Source organism: Pseudomonas poae RE*1-1-14, from assembly GCF_000336465.1.
Lineage (GTDB): Bacteria > Pseudomonadota > Gammaproteobacteria > Pseudomonadales > Pseudomonadaceae > Aquipseudomonas > Aquipseudomonas poae.
The window spans coordinates 1,264,993-1,286,738 of record NC_020209.1 but is presented as its reverse complement, the minus strand read 5'-3'; the positions used below and the strand labels follow the sequence as shown (position 1 = coordinate 1,286,738).

The window sequence follows — 21,746 nt, the reverse complement described above, 5'->3', positions numbered from 1 at the left end:
ATCGACAGATGCGCAACCTGGGTTGCGCGCGCTGATGCCCCGTCCTTGACCAAGCCAATGGTTATGACTGATCCGTTGCAGGGAAGTTGCTTTTGTAATTGGCGCGCTAACGGCTTGATCTAGACATGCGGGTCGCCTGGCGCTTTGCTCGGTGTCGCGTACTGCGGCTTCAGATGGCCGTCCTGGTCGAGTAACCAGGCGTCCATTATTTGCCTGACCACCGGGCCAGCCACTCGCCCCCCGGCCTCGCCGTTTTCAATCATCACCGAGATGACGATTTTCGGATGCTCGGCGGGCGCGAAGCCAACGAACAAGGCGTTGTCGCGATGGCGCTCCAGGGTTTTGTCGCGGTTGTAACGCTCGCCCTGCTTGATCGCTACCACCTGCGCCGTACCACTCTTGCCGGCGATGCGGTATTGCGCACCTTGCGCGGCTGCTCGGGCGATGCCGCGCGGGTCGTGCATTACCAGTTGCATGCCGTGGTTGACTTGCTCCCAGTCACGCGGGTCCTTGAGGACGACATTGGGCATCGGATTTTCATCCACCGGCGGCACACCATTGATGGTCTTGGCCAGATGCGGTCGATTCCACACACCTTTGTTGGCGATCAACGCCGTGGCCTGCGCCAATTGCAACGGCGTGACCTGCATATAGCCTTGACCGATGCCGAGGATCACGGTTTCGCCGGGGAACCAGGGCTGGCGTCTGGTAGCGCGCTTCCAGGCCTGGGATGGCATGAGACCTGCGGACTCCTCAAACATGTCCAGCGAGACTTTCTGGCCAAGGCCGAATTCGGCCAGGTAGTCATGCAGGCGGTCGATGCCAAGCTTGTGGGCGAGGTCGTAGAAATAGGTATCGTTGGAGCGCATGATCGCCGCGTCCATGTCCACCCAGCCGTCACCGCTGTGGTTCCAGTTGCGGTATTTGTGATCGAAATCCGGCAGTTGGTAGTAACCCGGATCGAACACACGGGTTTGTGGGGTGACGACTCCGCTGTCGAGGCCGGCGATGGCCACTTCCGGCTTGATGGTTGAACCCGGGGCGTACAAGCCCCTGAGGACGCGGTTGAACAGCGGTCGGTCAATGGAATCGTGCAGTGCGGCGTATTCCTTGAAACTGATGCCAGTGACGAACAGGTTAGGATCGAAACTGGGTTTGCTGACCATGGCGAGCACTTCGCCCGTTTGCGGATCGAGAGCGACCACCGAACCACGACGGTCGCCCAGGGCCTCTTCGGCGGCTTCCTGAAGATGAACGTCGAGGCTCAGGACAATGTTTTTACCGGGAATCGGATCGGTGTGCTTGAGCACTCGTAATACGCGGCCTTGGGCATTGGTCTCAACTTCTTCATAGCCGACATGACCATGCAGCTCGGATTCGTAGAAGCGTTCAATGCCGGTTTTACCGATGGACTGGGTGCCGCGGTATTCCACCGAGTCCAGGGCCTTGGATTCTTTCTCGTTGATACGACCCACGTAGCCGATGGAGTGCGCGAAGTGCGCTCCGAGCGGGTAATGCCGGACGAACTGCGGCTCGACGTCGACCCCGGGCAGACGGAATTCGTTAACCGCAAACAGAGCGATCTGTTCTTCCGTCAGCTCGTAAAACAATGTGACAGGGACGAACGGATGGCGTGCCTGCTTTAGTGCCTTGTCGAATACCGCGCGGTCCTCGGCGGGCAAGTGAAGCAGGCTGACGATGGCGTCCAGTTCACCCTTGAGGTCAGTAGCGCGTTCACGGGTGATGGTGAGGTTGTAACTGGGCCGGTTGTCAGCCAGCACCACGCCATTGCGATCATAGATCAGGCCGCGGGTTGGGGTGATAGGCAGAACATGGACACGGTTATTTTCAGAGATCGTGGAGTGGTAATCGAACTGCACCACCTGCAGGAAATACAAGCGGCCCACCAGTGCACAGGTGATGCCGATCACCAGCAGGGCGCAGGCCAGCAGGCGCTTGTTGACCAGGCTGTTTTCTTTTTCGTGATCTTTGATCGGTATGGGTCCGGGCATTTCTACAGCATCTCGTTGAAGAAGGTCGACGCCGCGTCCTGCGGTAAGAGATCAATCCTTTGGAAAAGGTGCTGCACCATACCAAAAATGCGGAAACACTTTGCATCGATTTCCCGAACGGCAGGCTGGCATTGGTCATCAGGCGATGACCGAGACGGTAAGCGATTTTTAAAACTTTCCGATCGCCCAAAACAAAACCCCATCTGCTTTCGCAAATGGGGTTTCGGAATTTAATCTTGACGATGACCTACTCTCACATGGGGAAACCCCACACTACCATCGGCGATGCATCGTTTCACTGCTGAGTTCGGGATGGGATCAGGTGGTTCCAATGCTCTATGGTCGTCAAGAAATTCGGGTACTGAGTCGTGACCAGATGGCCTCGCTTCAGCAAATTGGGTATGTGACAGCTGTCGGTGCTTTGTGAGCGTCGAACTTTCGGTTCATCTCGTCTTCACACACCGCAATCTGGCCTTTCGACGCAAATTGCTTGGGTGTTATATGGTCAAGCCTCACGGGCAATTAGTATTGGTTAGCTCAACGCCTCACAGCGCTTACACACCCAACCTATCAACGTCGTAGTCTTCGACGGCCCTTCAGGGAACTCAAGGTTCCAGTGAGATCTCATCTTGAGGCTAGTTTCCCGCTTAGATGCTTTCAGCGGTTATCTATTCCGAACATAGCTACCCGGCAATGCCACTGGCGTGACAACCGGAACACCAGAGGTTCGTCCACTCCGGTCCTCTCGTACTAGGAGCAGCCCCTCTCAAATCTCAAACGTCCACGGCAGATAGGGACCGAACTGTCTCACGACGTTCTAAACCCAGCTCGCGTACCACTTTAAATGGCGAACAGCCATACCCTTGGGACCGGCTTCAGCCCCAGGATGTGATGAGCCGACATCGAGGTGCCAAACACCGCCGTCGATATGAACTCTTGGGCGGTATCAGCCTGTTATCCCCGGAGTACCTTTTATCCGTTGAGCGATGGCCCTTCCATACAGAACCACCGGATCACTAAGACCTACTTTCGTACCTGCTCGACGTGTCTGTCTCGCAGTCAAGCGCGCTTTTGCCTTTATACTCTACGACCGATTTCCGACCGGTCTGAGCGCACCTTCGTACTCCTCCGTTACTCTTTAGGAGGAGACCGCCCCAGTCAAACTACCCACCATACACTGTCCTCGATCCGGATAACGGACCTGAGTTAGAACCTCAAAGTTGCCAGGGTGGTATTTCAAGGTTGGCTCCACGCAGACTGGCGTCCACGCTTCAAAGCCTCCCACCTATCCTACACAAGCAAATTCAAAGTCCAGTGCAAAGCTATAGTAAAGGTTCACGGGGTCTTTCCGTCTAGCCGCGGATACACTGCATCTTCACAGCGATTTCAATTTCACTGAGTCTCGGGTGGAGACAGCGCCGCCATCGTTACGCCATTCGTGCAGGTCGGAACTTACCCGACAAGGAATTTCGCTACCTTAGGACCGTTATAGTTACGGCCGCCGTTTACCGGGGCTTCGATCAAGAGCTTCGCGTTAGCTAACCCCATCAATTAACCTTCCGGCACCGGGCAGGCGTCACACCCTATACGTCCACTTTCGTGTTTGCAGAGTGCTGTGTTTTTAATAAACAGTCGCAGCGGCCTGGTATCTTCGACCGGCATGAGCTTACGGAGCAAGTCCTTCACCCTCACCGGCGCACCTTCTCCCGAAGTTACGGTGCCATTTTGCCTAGTTCCTTCACCCGAGTTCTCTCAAGCGCCTTGGTATTCTCTACCCAACCACCTGTGTCGGTTTGGGGTACGGTTCCTGGTTACCTGAAGCTTAGAAGCTTTTCTTGGAAGCATGGCATCAACCACTTCGTGTTCTAAAAGAACACTCGTCATCAGCTCTCGGCCTTAAGATCCCGGATTTACCTAAGATCTCAGCCTACCACCTTAAACTTGGACAACCAACGCCAAGCTGGCCTAGCCTTCTCCGTCCCTCCATCGCAATAACCAGAAGTACAGGAATATTAACCTGTTTTCCATCGACTACGCTTTTCAGCCTCGCCTTAGGGACCGACTAACCCTGCGTCGATTAACGTTGCGCAGGAAACCTTGGTCTTTCGGCGTGGGTGTTTTTCACACCCATTGTCGTTACTCATGTCAGCATTCGCACTTCTGATACCTCCAGCAAGCTTCTCAACTCACCTTCACAGGCTTACAGAACGCTCCTCTACCGCATCACATACGTGATACCCGTAGCTTCGGTGTATGGTTTGAGCCCCGTTACATCTTCCGCGCAGGCCGACTCGACTAGTGAGCTATTACGCTTTCTTTAAAGGGTGGCTGCTTCTAAGCCAACCTCCTAGCTGTCTAAGCCTTCCCACATCGTTTCCCACTTAACCATAACTTTGGGACCTTAGCTGACGGTCTGGGTTGTTTCCCTTTTCACGACGGACGTTAGCACCCGCCGTGTGTCTCCCATGCTCGGCACTTGTAGGTATTCGGAGTTTGCATCGGTTTGGTAAGTCGGGATGACCCCCTAGCCGAAACAGTGCTCTACCCCCTACAGTGATACATGAGGCGCTACCTAAATAGCTTTCGAGGAGAACCAGCTATCTCCGAGCTTGATTAGCCTTTCACTCCGATCCACAGGTCATCCGCTAACTTTTCAACGGTAGTCGGTTCGGTCCTCCAGTTAGTGTTACCCAACCTTCAACCTGCCCATGGATAGATCGCCCGGTTTCGGGTCTATTCCCAGCGACTAGACGCCCTATTAAGACTCGCTTTCGCTACGCCTCCCCTATTCGGTTAAGCTCGCCACTGAAAATAAGTCGCTGACCCATTATACAAAAGGTACGCAGTCACCTAACAAAGTAGGCTCCCACTGCTTGTACGCATACGGTTTCAGGATCTATTTCACTCCCCTCTCCGGGGTTCTTTTCGCCTTTCCCTCACGGTACTAGTTCACTATCGGTCAGTCAGTAGTATTTAGCCTTGGAGGATGGTCCCCCCATATTCAGACAAAGTTTCTCGTGCTCCGTCCTACTCGATTTCATGACTAAGAGATTTTCGCGTACAGGGCTATCACCCACTATGGCCGCACTTTCCAGAGCGTTCCGCTAATCTCAAAGCCACTTAAGGGCTAGTCCCCGTTCGCTCGCCACTACTAAGGGAATCTCGGTTGATTTCTTTTCCTCAGGGTACTTAGATGTTTCAGTTCCCCTGGTTCGCCTCTTACGCCTATGTATTCAGCGTAAGATAACCATCTTATGATGGCTGGGTTCCCCCATTCAGACATCTCCGGATCAAAGTCTGTTTGCCGACTCCCCGAAGCTTTTCGCAGGCTACCACGTCTTTCATCGCCTCTGACTGCCAAGGCATCCACCGTATGCGCTTCTTCACTTGACCATATAACCCCAAGCAATCTGGTTATACTGTGAAGACAACATTCGCCGAAAATTCGAATTTCTCAATTAAGAGAACTCACAAATTTTACCTTAGCCTGATCCGTTACCAGTGAAAGTAACGTTCAGTCTATCTTTCTATCACATACCCAAATTTTTAAAGAACGATCTAATCAAAGACTAGAAATCAACATTCACCATCATCACAATGGAATGCTCATTTCTAAGCTTTCATACAACAGAAGCAGTAGTGGTGGAGCCAAACGGGATCGAACCGTTGACCTCCTGCGTGCAAGGCAGGCGCTCTCCCAGCTGAGCTATGGCCCCGTATTTCTACAGGCGTTTCCCACACAAAATTGGTGGGTCTGGGCAGATTCGAACTGCCGACCTCACCCTTATCAGGGGTGCGCTCTAACCAACTGAGCTACAGACCCAATTTCGGGCTGCTTCTTATCGTCTTCTTCAATGAATCAAGCAATTCGTGTGGGAACTTATGGAGCAGCTGATGTCGTCGATTAAGGAGGTGATCCAGCCGCAGGTTCCCCTACGGCTACCTTGTTACGACTTCACCCCAGTCATGAATCACACCGTGGTAACCGTCCTCCCGAAGGTTAGACTAGCTACTTCTGGTGCAACCCACTCCCATGGTGTGACGGGCGGTGTGTACAAGGCCCGGGAACGTATTCACCGCGACATTCTGATTCGCGATTACTAGCGATTCCGACTTCACGCAGTCGAGTTGCAGACTGCGATCCGGACTACGATCGGTTTTATGGGATTAGCTCCACCTCGCGGCTTGGCAACCCTCTGTACCGACCATTGTAGCACGTGTGTAGCCCAGGCCGTAAGGGCCATGATGACTTGACGTCATCCCCACCTTCCTCCGGTTTGTCACCGGCAGTCTCCTTAGAGTGCCCACCATGACGTGCTGGTAACTAAGGACAAGGGTTGCGCTCGTTACGGGACTTAACCCAACATCTCACGACACGAGCTGACGACAGCCATGCAGCACCTGTCTCAATGTTCCCGAAGGCACCAATCTATCTCTAGAAAGTTCATTGGATGTCAAGGCCTGGTAAGGTTCTTCGCGTTGCTTCGAATTAAACCACATGCTCCACCGCTTGTGCGGGCCCCCGTCAATTCATTTGAGTTTTAACCTTGCGGCCGTACTCCCCAGGCGGTCAACTTAATGCGTTAGCTGCGCCACTAAAAGCTCAAGGCTTCCAACGGCTAGTTGACATCGTTTACGGCGTGGACTACCAGGGTATCTAATCCTGTTTGCTCCCCACGCTTTCGCACCTCAGTGTCAGTATTAGTCCAGGTGGTCGCCTTCGCCACTGGTGTTCCTTCCTATATCTACGCATTTCACCGCTACACAGGAAATTCCACCACCCTCTACCATACTCTAGTCAGTCAGTTTTGAATGCAGTTCCCAGGTTGAGCCCGGGGATTTCACATCCAACTTAACAAACCACCTACGCGCGCTTTACGCCCAGTAATTCCGATTAACGCTTGCACCCTCTGTATTACCGCGGCTGCTGGCACAGAGTTAGCCGGTGCTTATTCTGTCGGTAACGTCAAAACAATCACGTATTAGGTAACTGCCCTTCCTCCCAACTTAAAGTGCTTTACAATCCGAAGACCTTCTTCACACACGCGGCATGGCTGGATCAGGCTTTCGCCCATTGTCCAATATTCCCCACTGCTGCCTCCCGTAGGAGTCTGGACCGTGTCTCAGTTCCAGTGTGACTGATCATCCTCTCAGACCAGTTACGGATCGTCGCCTTGGTGAGCCATTACCCCACCAACTAGCTAATCCGACCTAGGCTCATCTGATAGCGCAAGGCCCGAAGGTCCCCTGCTTTCTCCCGTAGGACGTATGCGGTATTAGCGTCCGTTTCCGAACGTTATCCCCCACTACCAGGCAGATTCCTAGGCATTACTCACCCGTCCGCCGCTCTCAAGAGAAGCAAGCTTCTCTCTACCGCTCGACTTGCATGTGTTAGGCCTGCCGCCAGCGTTCAATCTGAGCCATGATCAAACTCTTCAGTTCAAACATCTTTGGGTTTTTAAGAAACCCTAAACTTGGCTCAGCAATCGTTGGTTATTCTTTGATTTCTCGCGGAGTAACTTGTGATGCTGATAATCTTGTTGACTATCAGTCTGACTCCACAAGCACCCACACGAATTGCTTGATTCAGTTGTTAAAGAGCGGTTGGTTAAGATCTTTCGTCTCAACCGAGGCGCGCATTCTACAGCAGCCTCATTTGCTGTCAAGTGATTATTTTCAGAAGCTTTCGAAGAATTCTTCAACAACTTCAACCACTTGCGCTTCCGATCTCTCGTCAGCGGGAGGCGAATTCTACAGCGTTACACGCTGCTGTCAACACCTCTTTTTCTCCGCTTTCGATCGAGAAGATCGAAACGTTAATAGCGCCAAACAACACTGCACTATCAACTCCTTCTGGGCTTCGATGACCTGAAGCAACTCGCTGCCGAATTCTGCTTAACTACTTGTTTACCAAGGAGTTTTCCGTTTCGACTGCGCCGGAAGTGGGGCGAATTATAGACGTCCAGAATCTGCCGTCAACCCCTAATTTTGTATTCCCTGCCAATTCATCTCAAATTCTGCAGACCAGCCCTACGACTCCAGCAATGAGCAATATATTGCTCATTGCGCCACCTTTAAGCATCATAGCGGCCTCTGCCTTTATAACTTCGGACAAGCACCCTTAATGAGCACCCCACCCCGCAGCCTGGCATCGGCCCTCTTTCCGGTAGGCCTGCTTTTAATAGCCATGGCCTCTATCCAAACCGGTGCGTCGCTGGCCAAGAGCATGTTCCCGATCGTTGGCGCACAAGGCACCACCACTTTGCGCCTGATTTTCGCCAGTATCATCATGTTGCTTATATTACGACCGTGGCGCGCCACGTTTACCGCAAGATCCCTGCGCACCGTGTTCATCTACGGGATAGCACTGGGCGGCATGAACTTCCTCTTCTATATGTCGCTGCGCACCGTACCACTGGGTATTGCGGTCGCCCTTGAGTTCACCGGTCCTCTCGCTGTCGCAATCTACGCCTCGCGCAGGGCAATAGACTTTCTGTGGATCGCACTGGCGATCATCGGCCTGCTCCTGCTTATACCGACCGGCGAAACCAGCAGTGGCATTGACCTGACAGGTGCTGCCTACGCGCTGAGCGCAGGCGCGTGCTGGGCGCTCTACATACTGTTCGGGCAAAAGGCTGGTAACGACAATGGCGTACAGACCGCCGCCCTGGGCGTCATGATAGCCGCGGTGTTCATAGCGCCGATCGGCATCGTGCACGCCGGCACCGCATTGTTGACGCCAGCCCTGATCCCGGTCGCCATTGGCGTCGCTATTCTCTCAACGGCCCTGCCCTACACCCTTGAGATGGTCGCGCTCACCCGGCTTCCTGCCCGCACATTCGGCACGCTGATGAGCATCGAACCTGCATTCGGCGCGCTTTCGGGTATGTTTTTTCTGCACGAGCATCTTTCCCTTGCGCAATGGATGGCAATCACCTGCATCATCCTGGCCTCCGTAGGCGCCACCCTGACAATGCGCAACCAATCCAAACCGCTGGTGCCCGTAGACTGATCATCTTTCAAAACCAGGTATGGTATTTGCCGCTTTTTTAGGCCATGTTTAGGCCGTAAACAGATGTCACTCATGGAGAATTCGACAAGGACAGCGCGAACGCAATCGAGAGCGAACACGGCCTGCTTCAAGCATTTTCGCCAGGCGGCTATTTAAGGATAGGAATGAAGCGAATTTTGATACTGTTAATGATCGTGGCCGTTTCAGGCTGTGCTGCGACCACCAAGACAGAAGTTAAGCGGGGCAAAAAAGGACTGCATATCAACTGTTCCGGCCTGTCCTCATCCTGGGACCAGTGCTACACCAGTGCAGTCAATGCATGCGGCGCCAAGGGCTATCGGATTATCGCAAAGTCCGGTGAAAACTCCGAAGAGCCGGGGGATTATCCGTTCGGCCTCAACCCTGCCGGTTACACCAGCCGCAGCATGATCGTTATCTGCAAGTAATTGCCCGAGCAGTCCGCCCATGACTGCTCTTGCATATCCCGCCTGCTCGACCATCGCAGCAGCAGCGCCCTGCCCCGGACGCCCCCACTGCAACTCATCAGATAGCTACAGTACGCACCTGTAACCACTCCAACGCGGCGCCATTGAGCAATGGACTCAAGCGTTCACGCACCTCGGCATGGTAAGCATTGAGCCACACTCGCTCATTGACCGTCAGCAACGACGGCTCCAGGCAACGCGTATCAATAGGACACAGGGTCAGGGTTTCAAACCTCAGGAATTCACCAAACTCGGTTTTACCCGCCTCGCGGTTCAACACCAGGTTCTCGATACGCACCCCCCAACGACCCGGACGATACGTGCCTGGCTCAATCGACGTAATCATCCCCGCCTGCATCGCGGTCTGTGGCGCGGCAGCCGCCTGATAGGCAATCACCTGCGGGCCTTCGTGCACATTGAGGAAATAGCCCACACCGTGACCGGTGCCATGGCCATAATCCACGCCTTCAGCCCAGATCGGCGCACGTGCTATTGCATCCAGCAACGGCGACAGAATGCCCTTGGGGAAATGCGCCTGCGACAAGGCAATCACGCCCTTGAGCACCCGCGTGCAGTCGCGCTTCTGCTCTTCGCTCGGTGTACCGATGGGCACCATCCGCGTGATATCCGTGGTGCCCCCCAGGTATTGGCCACCTGAGTCAATCAGCAGCAGGCCATCACCCTCGATCAACGCGTGCTCTTCTTCAGTCGCGTGATAGTGCGGCATTGCGCCATTGGCGTTGAACGCAGCAATGGTGTTGAAACTCAGCGACACATAACCCGGTCGACGTGTTCGAGCAGCTGTCAGGTGTTCATCAATCGTCAGCTCGGTAATACGCTCGCGCCCAAGAGCGCTGTCCAGCCAGGCGAAAAATTCGCACAAGGCCGCACCATCCTGCTCCATCGCCTGACGGATATGTTCCGCATCGGCCAGACTCTTGCGGGACTTGGCAAGCGTGGTCGGGTTGAGGCCTTCGATCAGTTTGACGCCAGCATCGAGATTTTCCAGCAAACCCGCCGTTACCCGCGCCGGATCAATCTGCAAGCTGGCGCCCGACGGCACCGCACGCAGCGCATCGGCCACTTCGCTGTAATCGCGCAAGGTCACGCCATCCTGCTCGAGCACGGCACGCAGCTCGGCGTCGACTTTGCTCAGAGCCACAAACAGGGTGGCATGCTGCTGGCTGATCAAGGCAAAGGACACAAACACCGGGTTGAACGACACATCAGCGCCGCGCAGGTTGAACAACCAGGCAATGTCATCCAGGGTCGCGATGAAATGCCAGGCGGCTCCCTTTTCTGCCAGGCTGGCGCGCAGGGCCGCGAGTTTCTCGCCACGGCTGACGGTCGCCTGCGGCGGCAAATGCTGATAAATCGGCTGGTTCGGCAGCGTCGGTCGGTCCTGCCAGACACTACCGAGCACATCGATATCGGTGCGTAAACGCGCGCCCCGCTCGGCCAGCTTGCCGCCCAGGGTTCGCGCCGAGGCCACGGCCATTACCGCACCATCCACCGCCACCACAGCGCCTTCGGGAGTCTGTTCGGCCAGCCATTCGAGCGGGCCGGGTTGACCCGGTTGCAGCTTGACCAACTCGATGCCGCTGCCCTTCAGCTCCTTGGTCGCTTGTTCCCAGTAGCGGCTGTCTGCCCACACACCGGCAAAATCGGCGGTAACAACCAACGTCCCAACCGAGCCATGGAACCCCGATAACCACTGACGGCCCTGCCAGTAACCCGGCAGGTATTCGGACAAATGCGGGTCGGCCGACGGCACCAGCAAGGCATGAATGCCCTCGCGGCTCATCAATTCACGGGTGAGTGCCAGGCGACGGGGAACCGTGCCATGGGTCAAAGGCTGCGTACTCATTGTGTCTCCTGCTAATCACTCATCATTATTATGTGTGCGAATCAAAACTCAGACGGCCCAGAACGCCGGTGCACTGGCGACTGCGGCCTTGATCAGTTGCACGGCCTCGTCGATATCCTGCTCGGTGGTAAACCGACCGAGGCTCAAGCGAATGGTACGACCGGCAGCACGCGCATCATGTCCCAGCGCCAAAAGGACGTGCGATGGCGCGTTGCTTGCCGAGTTGCACGCCGACGTCGCTGAAAACGCAATGCCTGCACTCAGTGCGGCGGCATTGAATTCGCCTTCACTGAACGTGAGGCTCAACGTGTGGGGAACACGCTGCGTGGGGCTGCCGTTGAGGCGCATGCCGGCAATCGACTGCAATTGATCCAGCAAGCGCTGACGCAAGGCTGCAATCTGCGCCTTCTCCTCGGCAAAGGACTGCGCCGCCAGGGCGAATGCCGTGCCCATGCCGGCAATCTGGTGCGTGGCCAAGGTGCCGGAACGCAGTCCACCCTCGTGACCACCGCCGTGAATCTGCGCCAGCACCTTCTGCTGCGCACGAGGCCCGACATACAACGCACCAATCCCCTTGGGACCGTAAAGCTTGTGAGCGGAAAACGACATCAGATCCACTGGCCATTGCGCCAGGTCGATCACCACCTTGCCCGCCCCCTGCGCCGCGTCCACATGAAACAACGCGCCATGGGCTCGCACGCGCGCGCCAATGGCCGGGATATCGGTGAGGGTGCCGAGTTCGTTGTTCACCAGCATCAGCGAGACCAGAAAAGTGTCATCGCGCAATGCTTCGCTGACCGCATCGGCACTGATCAGGCCATCGGCGTCCGGCACCAGGTAGGTCACCGCCACACCGGCTTCCTGCAACTGCCGTGCGGTGTCCAGCGTGGCCTTGTGCTCGATCTGGCTGGTAATGACATGCCCACCCGCCACACCGCGTGCCTGAGCCACGCCCTTGATCGCGAGGTTGCTGGACTCGGTAGCGCCGGAAGTCCAGACGATCTGCTCAGGCAGGGCCCCCACCAACTCGGCTACCTGCCCACGTGCCTGTTCAACCGTGTGCCGGGCCGCCTGCCCAAACGCATGGGAGCTGGACGCGGGGTTACCGAAATTGGCATTGAAGCCCAGGCACTCGACCATTACCTGGATCACCCGCGCATCCACCGGGGTGGTGGCGGCGTAGTCGAAATACAACGGACGTTTATTCATGACGTTAAAAACTCGCAGAGCGTATTACCGAGAGCAACATCCCGGGGCATTGACCAGAACAGAAGTCGTCAGGTTTAACCGATCAAATGCCATTGAAAAAGGGCCACTGTATGTAAATGTGCGTAGGAACGCTCCTGAAATTCAGCTTAACAGGCTGAAGTGATCCCATGGCAAACAAAAAGCCCGATGTTCCTCCTGGAAAACCTCGGGCTTTTTGCCGCCTGCTGCAAGCTCAACTGGGACGGCCCAGCAACTTGATGCTGCGCTCTGCATTCATCTCGCCCTGGCGATCAAAACCAATCGGCTTGGACGACTGCCGGGTCAATGCGGCGCGCTGCTGTTGGTATTCATCAAACGATAAGCCGCGACGGCTCAGCGCTTCCAAGGCCAATTGGCGGGTTTCTTCAGCGGTGTACGGACGCAATTGCGGCGCCGGATGCGTCGCACATCCGGCCAATACAGAGGTAACGAGCAGTAGCAAAACAGCGAGTGAACGGTTCATGGCGATGGCCCTGGGAAGTCGGTTGCGAGTCAATGAACACAGGCTACTCCTGGGCTCGCAAGGTGAAAAATCACCGCCCGTGATAGTCGCTATCAACCGTTTCACCCCACTCGACAGCAAGACCTTAATATTCAGTTATGATCTATAAATAGAGAAATACGTTCATTTACGGAATAAACCTAACCTCCTATAAAGGGTAAGGAAACCCGCCCCTGGAAGACGCAACGATGCCCTGCCCACCAACGCCTCAGATCTTCTTCAAACAAGGAGTGAGCAAACCATGCAGCTTTTGACCCTACCGCCCTCACCCGCCCTGGCCACCTCGATACGCGCCACGGCCCAAGTGTTTGAAGACCCCAAATCCCAGGCGCTGCTCGACCACATTCAGCAAGTGGCGCCCAGCGAAGCCAGCGTGCTGATCATCGGCGAGACCGGCACCGGTAAAGAGCTGGTGGCGCGTCATATCCACAACCTCAGCGCGCGGCGAAACCGGCCGTTTGTGGCGGTCAACTGCGGCGCGTTTTCAGAATCACTGGTGGAAGCCGAACTGTTCGGCCAGGAAAAAGGCGCGTTCACCGGCGCCCTTGGCGCCAAGGCCGGCTGGTTCGAGGAGGCGGATGGCGGCACGCTGTTTCTGGATGAGATCGGCGATTTGCCAATGGCCATCCAGGTCAAGTTATTACGCGTATTGCAAGAGCGCGAAGTGGTGCGGCTGGGGTCGCGCAAGAGCATCCCTATCGATGTGCGCGTGCTCGCGGCCACCAATGTACAACTGGAAAAAGCCATCAACGCCGGACATTTTCGCGAGGATCTTTATTACCGACTGGACGTGGTCAGCCTGGAACTCAGCCCGTTGCGCGAGCGCCCCGGCGACATCATGCCGCTGGTGCGACACTTTATCGAAGCCTACAGCCGGCGCCTGGGCTACGGCTCGATCAGCATCAGCCGCGAGGCCGAACAGAAACTTCAAGGCTATAGCTGGCCGGGCAATATCCGCGAGCTGGAAAACGTCATCCACCACACCCTGCTGATCTGCCGTAACCGCGTGATTGAACGCGACGACCTGCGTCTGTCAAACCTGCGCATCGAACGCCAGGACGACAGCCCGCACATCGACAACAGTGCCGAAGCCCTGCTCGCCCGTGCGTTTCAAAAACTGTTCGAAGAACAGGCCGGCGCCCTGCATGAAAAAGTCGAAGACGCGCTGCTGCGCGCCGCCTACCGCTTCAGCCATTACAACCAGGTGCATACGGCCAATCTGCTGGGCCTGAGCCGTAATGTAACGCGCACACGCCTGATCAAGATCGGCGAGCTGGCGGTAAACAAACGGCGGCCCGGCGCAAACATGCAAGGCGAGCGTGTACTGCACCTATCCGTTTAGGCGGCAGTGCAAGGCATCGTCATGGCTACGCTCAAAACTGCGCAGCACCTGGAATGAACCAAAGGTCACAGCCCGAGCCTGGTGCGCACGGATCAGCGCCCAGAAGCTCTCTTCGCCCTGCTCAAAACGCTGGAACGCCGCTTCTCCCTCCTCGCGGGTCCGCCATTGCAGGCAGTTGAGCACGCGCCGACCATCGTCACTTACCTGCACGCTGGCACTCAAAAAACCACCATGGGCCTCGGCCAGGCGCTCGCTTTGAGTACACAGAGCGGCCACCAGCGGCCCCTGCTGCCGGGGCTCGATCTGAAACTCGATCAGTTGAGTGAAGCTGCGATTTTTCTCTAATACCTGCATGAACACTCCCCTCTCTCTGTAGGCAGAATCTTGCGATTCAATGCCATGCAGGTTAAAACCTCGAGTTAAGTCAAGGTCAAGCCTCATCCAGGGAGTTTTTTCATGCTCAACAAGGCACTCACCGTCGGCCAACTTGCCGCCCGCAGCGGCGTAGCGGTCACGGCTCTGCATTTCTACGAGACCAAGGGGCTGATCCAGAGCAATCGCAATGCTGGCAACCAGCGGCGTTACCCGCGGGATGTGCTGCGGCGCGTGGTGGTGATCAAGATTGCCCAGCGCCTGGGCATTCCACTGGCGGCCATCGGCGAGGCATTGCAGGCGCTGCCGGACGGCCGCACGCCGGATGCCCGGGATTGGGAGCGCCTGTCGGCGCAATGGCGGGAAGACCTGGATGAACGCATCAATAAGCTGACGCTGCTGCGCGACAAGCTCAACGGCTGCATCGGCTGCGGATGCCTGTCGCTGGAGGCGTGTCCGCTGCGCAACCAGAACGATGAACTCGGTGAGCGCGGGCCGGGGGCGCAGTTGCTGGAACCCACCCCACCCCCCTGATACGGCGCTCGTTCGATCTACGAGAACTCATTTGGGAGCAGGCTTGCCGCTCCCACAAGAGCACGATACGACCACCTGAAACATTTTCTTTCATTTGCGCCTTGGGGATTTCTCATCCTCATCCGTCTTAACTTAGATACAGCCTGTCGCGTCAGCAAAAGCTACGACCGGCCTTTCCCGGGCCTGCAGCGCCCTCTCCCATCAAGACCCGCATTGACATGTCGAAGAAGTCACGCTCAAAACTCTGGTTTCTCGTACACAGCTGGCTGGCGTTGCCCATCTGGTTCTTCGTGCTGATCGTCTGCGTCACCGGCACCCTGGCAGTGGTCAGCCAGGAAATCGTGTGGCTGGCCAACCCGGATATCCGCGCGAGCAAACCGTCGGATGATGCCGAACCGCTGAGCTTCGACCAGGTGATCGCCGCCATCAGGCGCGACGAGCCCAAGGCAATCGTGCGATCGATCATCCGTCCCGATGAATCACACTTTGCCCTGACCGTCGGCCTCAGCTACCCCGATGGCCGCACGGTTGAGGCCTACGCCAACCCTTATACCGGCGCCATCCAGGGCATCAGTCCGTCGTTCAACTTCCAGCAATTCACCCGCGCCCTTCACGGCTGGTGGCTGGTGCCGTTCACCAATGGCTACAGTTGGGGCTGGTACCTGGTGTCGCTGCTAGGTCTGCCGCTGCTGGCATCGTTGGTCACCGGGTTGGTTGTGTACAAACGCTTCTGGAAAGGCTTCCTGCGTCCGACCCTGCGCATCCGCCACGGCGCGCGCATTTTCTGGGGCGACTTTCACCGCCTGAGCGGGATCTGGTCGATCTGGTTCATCGCCGTGATTTCCATCACCGGCACCTGGTTCCTGATCCAGGCGATTCTGGGCGACAACCAGATCTCCATCTCCAGCGAGCCCATCGTGCCGGTGATAGCCCGCGACAAGGTGCCGTTGTCGGCCCCTGGCGTGCCGGCGCCCATGATTGCGCTGGACGAGGCGATCGAAATCGCCACCCAGCGCATTCCCGGGCTGGACGCCACCTTCGCCTTCCTGCCGCTCAATGCCTACAGCCATCTGCAGATCGGCGGCCGGGGCTGGTACCCGTTGATGTTCCAGACCGCGCAACTGAACCCCTATAACGGTGAAATCGCCGTGTCGCACCTGTTGTCCGACCGCAGCACGCTGGAGTTCGTCACCGAATCCATGCGTCCACTGCACACCGGTGATTTTGGCGGGCTGTGGATCAAGCTGATCTGGGCCTTCTTCGGCCTGGTGCTGAGCATGATGGTGTTGAGCGGCCTGTTGATCTGGACCAAGCGCACGGCGCTGGCCACGCTCAATGCCCTCAAGCGCGAAGCCAAAGTTCAGCGGGCGCCGATTGCGAAACTGGCCGAGACCTCGGAGGCCCACTCATGAGCAAGGTTGCCGCTGTACCGGCGTCGCCACTGCGCGCCTTCTGGCGCAAATGGCGCTTTCATATCAATGTCCTGCTGCTGTTGATCCCCCTGGGTTTCATGCCCAAATACTTTGCCGACGCCGCGCTGTTTCGCGGTGACACCGGCCTGGGCGAGCGGGTGGCCGGCCAGGTGCAGGTCGGGCCCTGGAGCCTGACCCTCGCTGAATTTCGCAACGAAGGTCCAAGCCCCGACCCGGCGGGCCCGATGAAGTTTTTCAACGCCGCCCTGTGCGACAGCTGCACCGAACAGGTCAAGGCCACCTACCTGCGTATCGGCAAACCCCGCAGCCTGCGCGCCGCCGGGGTGATCTTCTTCGGTACACCGTATCGCATGGGCGCCGCCCTGCCCGTGCCGGAACGCACGCCGGCCGACGCCGAACTGTGGGTCACCATGGAAGGCTGGGACGGCACGATGCACCAGGGTTCCATCCCGCTGAGCCAGGCCTCGCCTGCCACCATTGCCTGGCTGAACAAGCAAGGAGTCAAACCATGAACATGATGCGCCTGACCCGAGTCGCCGCAGCCCTGCTGCTGTGCGCCGGCCTCAGTACCCCAGCGCTGGCCCACAACCCGATGTGCGAATGCAAGGAAATCCCCGGCGAGCAGATCCAGTGCAAGGGCGGCTTTTCCGACGGCAGCGGCGCACCCGGCGTGACCCTCGACGTGATCGGCTACGACGAGACCATCCTGGTGCCAGGCAAGCTTGGCGAGGATTCGACCCTGACCTTCAAGAAGCCTTCGGCCGAGTTCTACGTGCTGTTCGATGCGGGCCCTGGCCATGTGGTGGAAATCGACCAAGCGGATATCCAGCCGCAATGAGTACCCCACAGGTTGTACGCCCTGCCGGGGCCGGCCACGAAACCCTCTACGTGTTGCTGCTGTGCCTGATCATCCTCGCGGTAGCGGGCAGCGTGGTGGCGTTGCACGGTGAATCCCGGGAAGTGGCCGCCGTGCCCAGCCATCAGTTGGACGCCCGCCGCGATCTGAGCGCCGCCGAGCAAGGCATCTACGCCGACCTGCGGGTGACGCTGGATGAAATCCATCTGCTGCAGCAGGAACAAAACGCGTTGCCAACGCCTGAGCAACTGGCCGCAGAAGGGTTCGCGCCATTTGCCCAGGACGCCAGCTCGGTCAGCCGTGGCGACCATCGTTGGCAATTGCTGGCGCCGGCGACCTACCTGGGCCTGAGCCAGGCACCGGCCACCAGCGGTTCACTACTGATGCGCGTGCAGGGCAGCGAGCCGGATATCTGGCTCAACCGCAGCGCCCATGTCGCCGCCCCCTCCGACCTTACTGACCAGGCACTGATGGCCGCCGGCTGGCGGCAGGTAGTCGCGCAATTCGATGCCGGCGTCACCCGCCAGCACCGTCACTGAACGAGAAGACCGATTGCTTATGCCCATTTCATCTCCCCTGTTGCGCCTGTTACTGGTTGGCCTGCTCAGCCTGCTACTGGCTCCCCTCGCCAACGCCGAGGCGGCCAAACGCCTGCGCATCGGTATCACCCTGCACCCTTATTACAGCTACGTGGCCAACATTGTCGGCGACAAGGCCGACGTGGTGCCGTTGATCCCGGCCGGCTTCAACCCCCACGCCTACGAACCGCGCGCCGAAGACATCAAACGCATCGGCACCCTCGACGTGATCGTGCTCAACGGCGTCGGCCATGACGACTTCGCCGACCGCATGATCGCCACCAGCGAGCGCCCGGACATACCTGTGATCGAAGCCAACGCCAACGTGCCACTGCTGGCCGCCACCGGCAATGCCGCGCGCGGTGCGGGCAAAGTGGTCAACCCGCACACGTTCCTGTCGATCAGCGCGTCGATAGCCCAGGTCAACAACATTGCCCGCGAACTGGGCAAGCTCGACCCGGACAACGCCAGTGCCTACACCCGCAACGCCCGCGCCTACGGCAAGCGCCTGCGCCAGATGCGCGCCGACGCTCTGGCCAAGCTCACCCGCGCGCCCAACCCGGACTTGCGCGTGGCCACTGTGCACGCAGCCTACGACTACCTGCTGCGCGAGTTCGGCCTGGAAGTCACCGCCGTGGTCGAACCGGCCCATGGGATCGAACCGAGCCCCAGCCAGTTGAAGAAGACCATCGATGAGCTGCGTGCACTGGACGTGAAGGTGATCTTCTCGGAGATGGATTTCCCGTCCACCTATGTCGACACCATCCAGCGTGAGTCAGGCGTCAAGCTGTACCCGCTGTCGCACATTTCCTACGGTGACTACAGCGCTGAAAAGTATGAAGTGGAAATGACCGGCAACCTCAACACGGTCGTGCGCGCAATTCAGGAGTCGGGGGCATGACGGCGGCTCAACACCTCAACCTCGCCAGCGTCGGCCCGACCATCGACTTCGACAAGGTGTCTCTCACCCTGGGCCGCACGCTGATTCTGGACAGCGTGGGTTTCCAGGTACAGCCAGGCAGCATCCATGCCCTGGTGGGTCCCAACGGCGGCGGCAAAAGTTCGTTGATCAAGACCCTGCTGGGGCAGACGCCACACCAGGGCCGCTTGAGCCTGACATGGCCGCACAGCCCCGGCACCATCGGCTATGTGCCCCAGGCGCTGGAATTCGACCGTGGCCTGCCGATGACGGTGGACGATTTCATGGCCGCCATGTGCCAGCGCCGTCCGGCATTTCTCGGCCTGTCGCGGCATTACGCGGCAGCGATTGGCGAGGCGCTGGCACGTGTCGGCATGCAGGACAAACGCAAGCGCCGCATGGGCGCGCTGTCCGGTGGTGAACGCCAACGCGTGCTGCTGGCCCAGGGCCTGATCCCGGCCCCGCATTTGCTGGTGCTGGACGAACCGATGTCGGCCCTCGATGAGGCGGGTATCCAGGTGTTCGAGCGATTGCTGCACGACTGGCGCGCGTCCGGCATCACCGTGCTGTGGATCGAGCACGACCTGGAAGCCGTCGGCCGCCTGGCAGACCGCGTCACCGGCCTGAACCGCCGCGTGCTGTTCGACGCCACCCCGAAAGAAGCGCTCACCCCGGATCGCCTGCTGACCCTGTTCTCCACCCACCCTCGGAGCCCGGCGCAATGAGTTATGAAGCGTTTCGCCTGATGGTCCAGGGCTGGGCCTCGTCTGGTTATTTGCCAGAAGCACTGGCCTACGGTTTTGTGGTCAACGCCCTGCTCGCCGGCCTGCTGATCGGTCCGGTGCTGGGCGGCCTGGGCACGCTGGTGGTGGTCAAGCGCTTTGCGTTTTTCTCCGAGGCGGTCGGTCACGCCGCGCTGACCGGCGTGGCCATGGGCATCCTGCTCGGCGAGCCCTACACCGGCCCCTATGGCAGCCTGTTCGGCTACTGCCTGTTGTTCGGCATCCTGCTCAACTACCTGCGCAACCGCACCGGTCTGGCGCCGGACACCTTGATCGGCGTGTTCCTGTCGGTGTCACTGGCGCTGGGGGCGAGCCTGCTGCTGATCCTGGCCGGCAAAATCAACGTGCACATCCTCGAGAACGTGCTGTTCGGCTCGGTGCTGACCGTCAACGGCAATGATCTGCTGGTGCTGGCGATTGTCGGTGCGCTGGTGATGGCCCTCGCGTTGCCGCTGTACAACCGCATCATGCTGGCCAGCTTCAACCCGCAGCTGGCGGTGGTGCGCGGGGTGGCGGTGAAGAGCCTGGATTACCTGTTCGTGATTCTGGTGACGCTGATCACCGTGGCGGCGGTCAAGGTGATCGGTGCCATTCTGGTGGGTGCTCTGCTGGTGATTCCGGCGGCGGCGGCGCGCCTGTTGAGCCAGTCGCTCAAGGGCTTTTTTTGGATCTCGGTGCTGATCGCCACCGTCAGTACCCTGTGCGGGATTCTGCTGCCAATCATCTTCGACCTGCCTGTTCCGTCCGGCGCCGCGATCATACTGGTAGCCGGCATCGCTTTCGCCGTGGCCGCCATCGCGCGCGGCACCGTGCCCAGCCTCAAAGGGAATCTTGGATAATGCGCCCTGTATGTCGCCCATTGGCTCTGACCATCGCTTGCTTGCTCAGTACACCGGCGCTGGCCGTGGTGGATGGTTTCCACACAAAGGATTTCGTCGCCAATCACGGGCTCGGCCATGCCGCGCTGATCAAGGCCAAATCCGTCAAGCCGATCAAGGTGCTGGCTTCGCTGCCCATCACCTACGGCCTGGCCGAGGTGCTGCTCAACGGCACCGATGTGCTATTGGAACGCGCCGCGCCGGCCAACCTGCCCGGCTCGCGGCAGGTGTCCTACTTCACCGGGCGCGGCGCCCAGGCGCTGGGTACCCTGGCCCAGGACGCCGACGCGGCCATCGGGCTGCGCTCACTGTGGCCGGACGACCCGCTTTATCCAGTGGCGCGCCGCAGCAACATCCGCATCGTTGAGGTCGATGCAGCGCGCCCGGTGGATGGAGGCTTGCCGGGCATCGCCCTGCAGCCAGGCGCCGCCGATGGGCTGAACAGCCAGCCGTGGCAGTCCAGCAACAACATGGGACGCATGGCCGATGTGATGGCCGCCGACCTCAGTCGCCTGGCGCCCGGCGCCAAGGTGAAGATCGACGCCAATCTGGCCGCACTCAAACACCGCCTGCTCAACCTCAGCGCCGACAGCGAGGCACGGCTGGCCAAGGCGGACAACCTGAGCGTGGTGAGCCTGAGCGATCACTTCGCTTATCTGGTCAGCAGCCTGAACCTGGAAGCATTGCGCACAGACGCCCGCCCTGACGCCCAGTGGACGCCCGAGGATTTGCAAAAGCTCAGTGCTGAGCTGAAGGAAAACGATGTGGCGGTGGTGCTGCATCATCGCCAGCCGAGTGAGGCGGTCAAGGCAGCCATCACCGAAGCCGGCGCGAAGCTGCTGGTGCTTAACGTCGACGGTGCCGACCCGGTGGCAGAGCTGGAAACCAACGTGGATCAGGTGATCAAGGCCCTCGCCACTGACTGA

The 21,746-nt window shown here is 58.4% G+C and carries 17 protein-coding genes, 2 tRNA genes and 3 rRNA genes; 12 read left to right on the top strand and 10 right to left on the bottom strand.

Features of this window, described 5'->3' with window-relative positions; genetic code table 11:
* Positions 1-119: 119 nt before the first annotated feature.
* From mrdA to H045_RS05930, 6 genes are all read right to left on the bottom strand, one after another.
* Complete coding sequence (gene mrdA, locus H045_RS05960) at positions 120-2,012, bottom strand: penicillin-binding protein 2 (protein ID WP_003238591.1); 1,893 nt, start codon at positions 2,010-2,012, stop codon at positions 120-122.
* A 234-nt stretch (positions 2,013-2,246) separates the two neighbouring features.
* Positions 2,247-2,362: ribosomal RNA gene (gene rrf / locus H045_RS05950) — 5S ribosomal RNA — on the bottom strand.
* A 151-nt stretch (positions 2,363-2,513) separates the two neighbouring features.
* Positions 2,514-5,405, bottom strand: a 23S ribosomal RNA gene (locus H045_RS05945).
* A gap of 247 nt (positions 5,406-5,652) precedes the next feature.
* Positions 5,653-5,728 (bottom strand) — tRNA-Ala (locus H045_RS05940).
* A gap of 30 nt (positions 5,729-5,758) precedes the next feature.
* Positions 5,759-5,835, bottom strand: a tRNA-Ile gene (locus H045_RS05935).
* 82 nt (positions 5,836-5,917) lie between these two features.
* Positions 5,918-7,454 (bottom strand): 16S ribosomal RNA (locus H045_RS05930).
* The 16S, 23S and 5S rRNA genes sit together here with 2 tRNA genes alongside, the layout of an rRNA operon.
* 682 nt (positions 7,455-8,136) lie before the next feature.
* Here H045_RS05930 and rhtA point away from each other — a divergent pair.
* Complete coding sequence (gene rhtA / locus H045_RS05925) at positions 8,137-9,024, top strand: threonine/homoserine exporter RhtA (protein ID WP_015371721.1); 888 nt, start codon at positions 8,137-8,139, stop codon at positions 9,022-9,024.
* 164 nt (positions 9,025-9,188) lie between these two features.
* Positions 9,189-9,470 (top strand): hypothetical protein, encoded by a 282-nt coding sequence (locus H045_RS05920; RefSeq protein ID WP_003231845.1) that lies wholly within the window; start codon positions 9,189-9,191, stop codon positions 9,468-9,470.
* Between the two features lie 97 nt (positions 9,471-9,567).
* Here H045_RS05920 and H045_RS05915 read toward each other — a convergent pair whose 3' ends face one another.
* From H045_RS05915 to H045_RS05905, 3 genes are all read right to left on the bottom strand, one after another.
* Positions 9,568-11,376 carry an aminopeptidase P family protein gene (locus tag H045_RS05915; protein ID WP_015371719.1) on the bottom strand — a complete coding sequence of 603 codons (1,809 nt, stop codon included), beginning with the start codon at positions 11,374-11,376 and terminating at the stop codon, positions 9,568-9,570.
* A gap of 48 nt (positions 11,377-11,424) precedes the next feature.
* Complete coding sequence (locus H045_RS05910) at positions 11,425-12,585, bottom strand: cysteine desulfurase family protein (RefSeq protein WP_015371718.1); 1,161 nt, start codon at positions 12,583-12,585, stop codon at positions 11,425-11,427.
* 232 nt (positions 12,586-12,817) lie between these two features.
* Positions 12,818-13,087 carry a hypothetical protein gene (locus H045_RS05905; protein WP_032870041.1) on the bottom strand — a complete coding sequence of 90 codons (270 nt, stop codon included), beginning with the start codon at positions 13,085-13,087 and terminating at the stop codon, positions 12,818-12,820.
* Between the two features lie 280 nt (positions 13,088-13,367).
* On the opposite strand from H045_RS05905, the gene H045_RS05900 reads away from it, so the two are divergent.
* Positions 13,368-14,468, top strand: coding sequence for a sigma-54 interaction domain-containing protein (locus tag H045_RS05900; RefSeq protein WP_015371716.1), 1,101 nt, complete (start codon positions 13,368-13,370; stop codon positions 14,466-14,468).
* Here H045_RS05900 and H045_RS05895 read toward each other — a convergent pair.
* Complete coding sequence (locus tag H045_RS05895) at positions 14,457-14,822, bottom strand: antibiotic biosynthesis monooxygenase (protein ID WP_003231855.1); 366 nt, start codon at positions 14,820-14,822, stop codon at positions 14,457-14,459. The two genes, H045_RS05900 and H045_RS05895, sit on opposite strands and share 12 nt — an antisense overlap.
* A 102-nt stretch (positions 14,823-14,924) precedes the next feature.
* Between H045_RS05895 and soxR the strand changes: the two genes are divergently transcribed.
* From soxR to H045_RS05850, 9 genes are all read left to right on the top strand, one after another.
* A complete protein-coding gene (soxR, locus tag H045_RS05890; RefSeq protein ID WP_015371714.1) occupies positions 14,925-15,374 on the top strand; it encodes a redox-sensitive transcriptional activator SoxR in 450 nt (149 codons plus the stop codon).
* Between the two features lie 218 nt (positions 15,375-15,592).
* Positions 15,593-16,786 carry a PepSY-associated TM helix domain-containing protein gene (locus tag H045_RS05885; protein WP_003231859.1) on the top strand — a complete coding sequence of 398 codons (1,194 nt, stop codon included), beginning with the start codon at positions 15,593-15,595 and terminating at the stop codon, positions 16,784-16,786.
* Positions 16,783-17,319 carry a hypothetical protein gene (locus H045_RS05880; RefSeq protein ID WP_015371713.1) on the top strand — a complete coding sequence of 179 codons (537 nt, stop codon included), beginning with the start codon at positions 16,783-16,785 and terminating at the stop codon, positions 17,317-17,319. Before H045_RS05885 ends, H045_RS05880 begins: the two co-directional genes overlap by 4 nt.
* A complete protein-coding gene (locus tag H045_RS05875) occupies positions 17,316-17,645 on the top strand; it encodes a hypothetical protein (RefSeq protein WP_003231864.1) in 330 nt (109 codons plus the stop codon). The genes H045_RS05880 and H045_RS05875 overlap by 4 nt, the downstream gene beginning before the upstream one ends.
* The gene (locus tag H045_RS05870) at positions 17,642-18,202 is read left to right on the top strand and encodes a DUF6162 family protein (RefSeq protein ID WP_015371712.1); all 561 of its coding nucleotides are present in this window, start codon (positions 17,642-17,644) and stop codon (positions 18,200-18,202) included. The genes H045_RS05875 and H045_RS05870 overlap by 4 nt, the downstream gene beginning before the upstream one ends.
* Before the next feature lie 19 nt (positions 18,203-18,221).
* A complete protein-coding gene (locus H045_RS05865) occupies positions 18,222-19,142 on the top strand; it encodes a metal ABC transporter substrate-binding protein (protein ID WP_003231868.1) in 921 nt (306 codons plus the stop codon).
* The gene (locus tag H045_RS05860; RefSeq protein WP_015371711.1) at positions 19,139-19,885 is read left to right on the top strand and encodes a metal ABC transporter ATP-binding protein; all 747 of its coding nucleotides are present in this window, start codon (positions 19,139-19,141) and stop codon (positions 19,883-19,885) included. The genes H045_RS05865 and H045_RS05860 overlap by 4 nt, the downstream gene beginning before the upstream one ends.
* A complete protein-coding gene (locus H045_RS05855; protein ID WP_015371710.1) occupies positions 19,882-20,781 on the top strand; it encodes a metal ABC transporter permease in 900 nt (299 codons plus the stop codon). Before H045_RS05860 ends, H045_RS05855 begins: the two co-directional genes overlap by 4 nt.
* Complete coding sequence (locus tag H045_RS05850) at positions 20,781-21,746, top strand: metal ABC transporter solute-binding protein, Zn/Mn family (RefSeq protein WP_015371709.1); 966 nt, start codon at positions 20,781-20,783, stop codon at positions 21,744-21,746. Before H045_RS05855 ends, H045_RS05850 begins: the two co-directional genes overlap by 1 nt.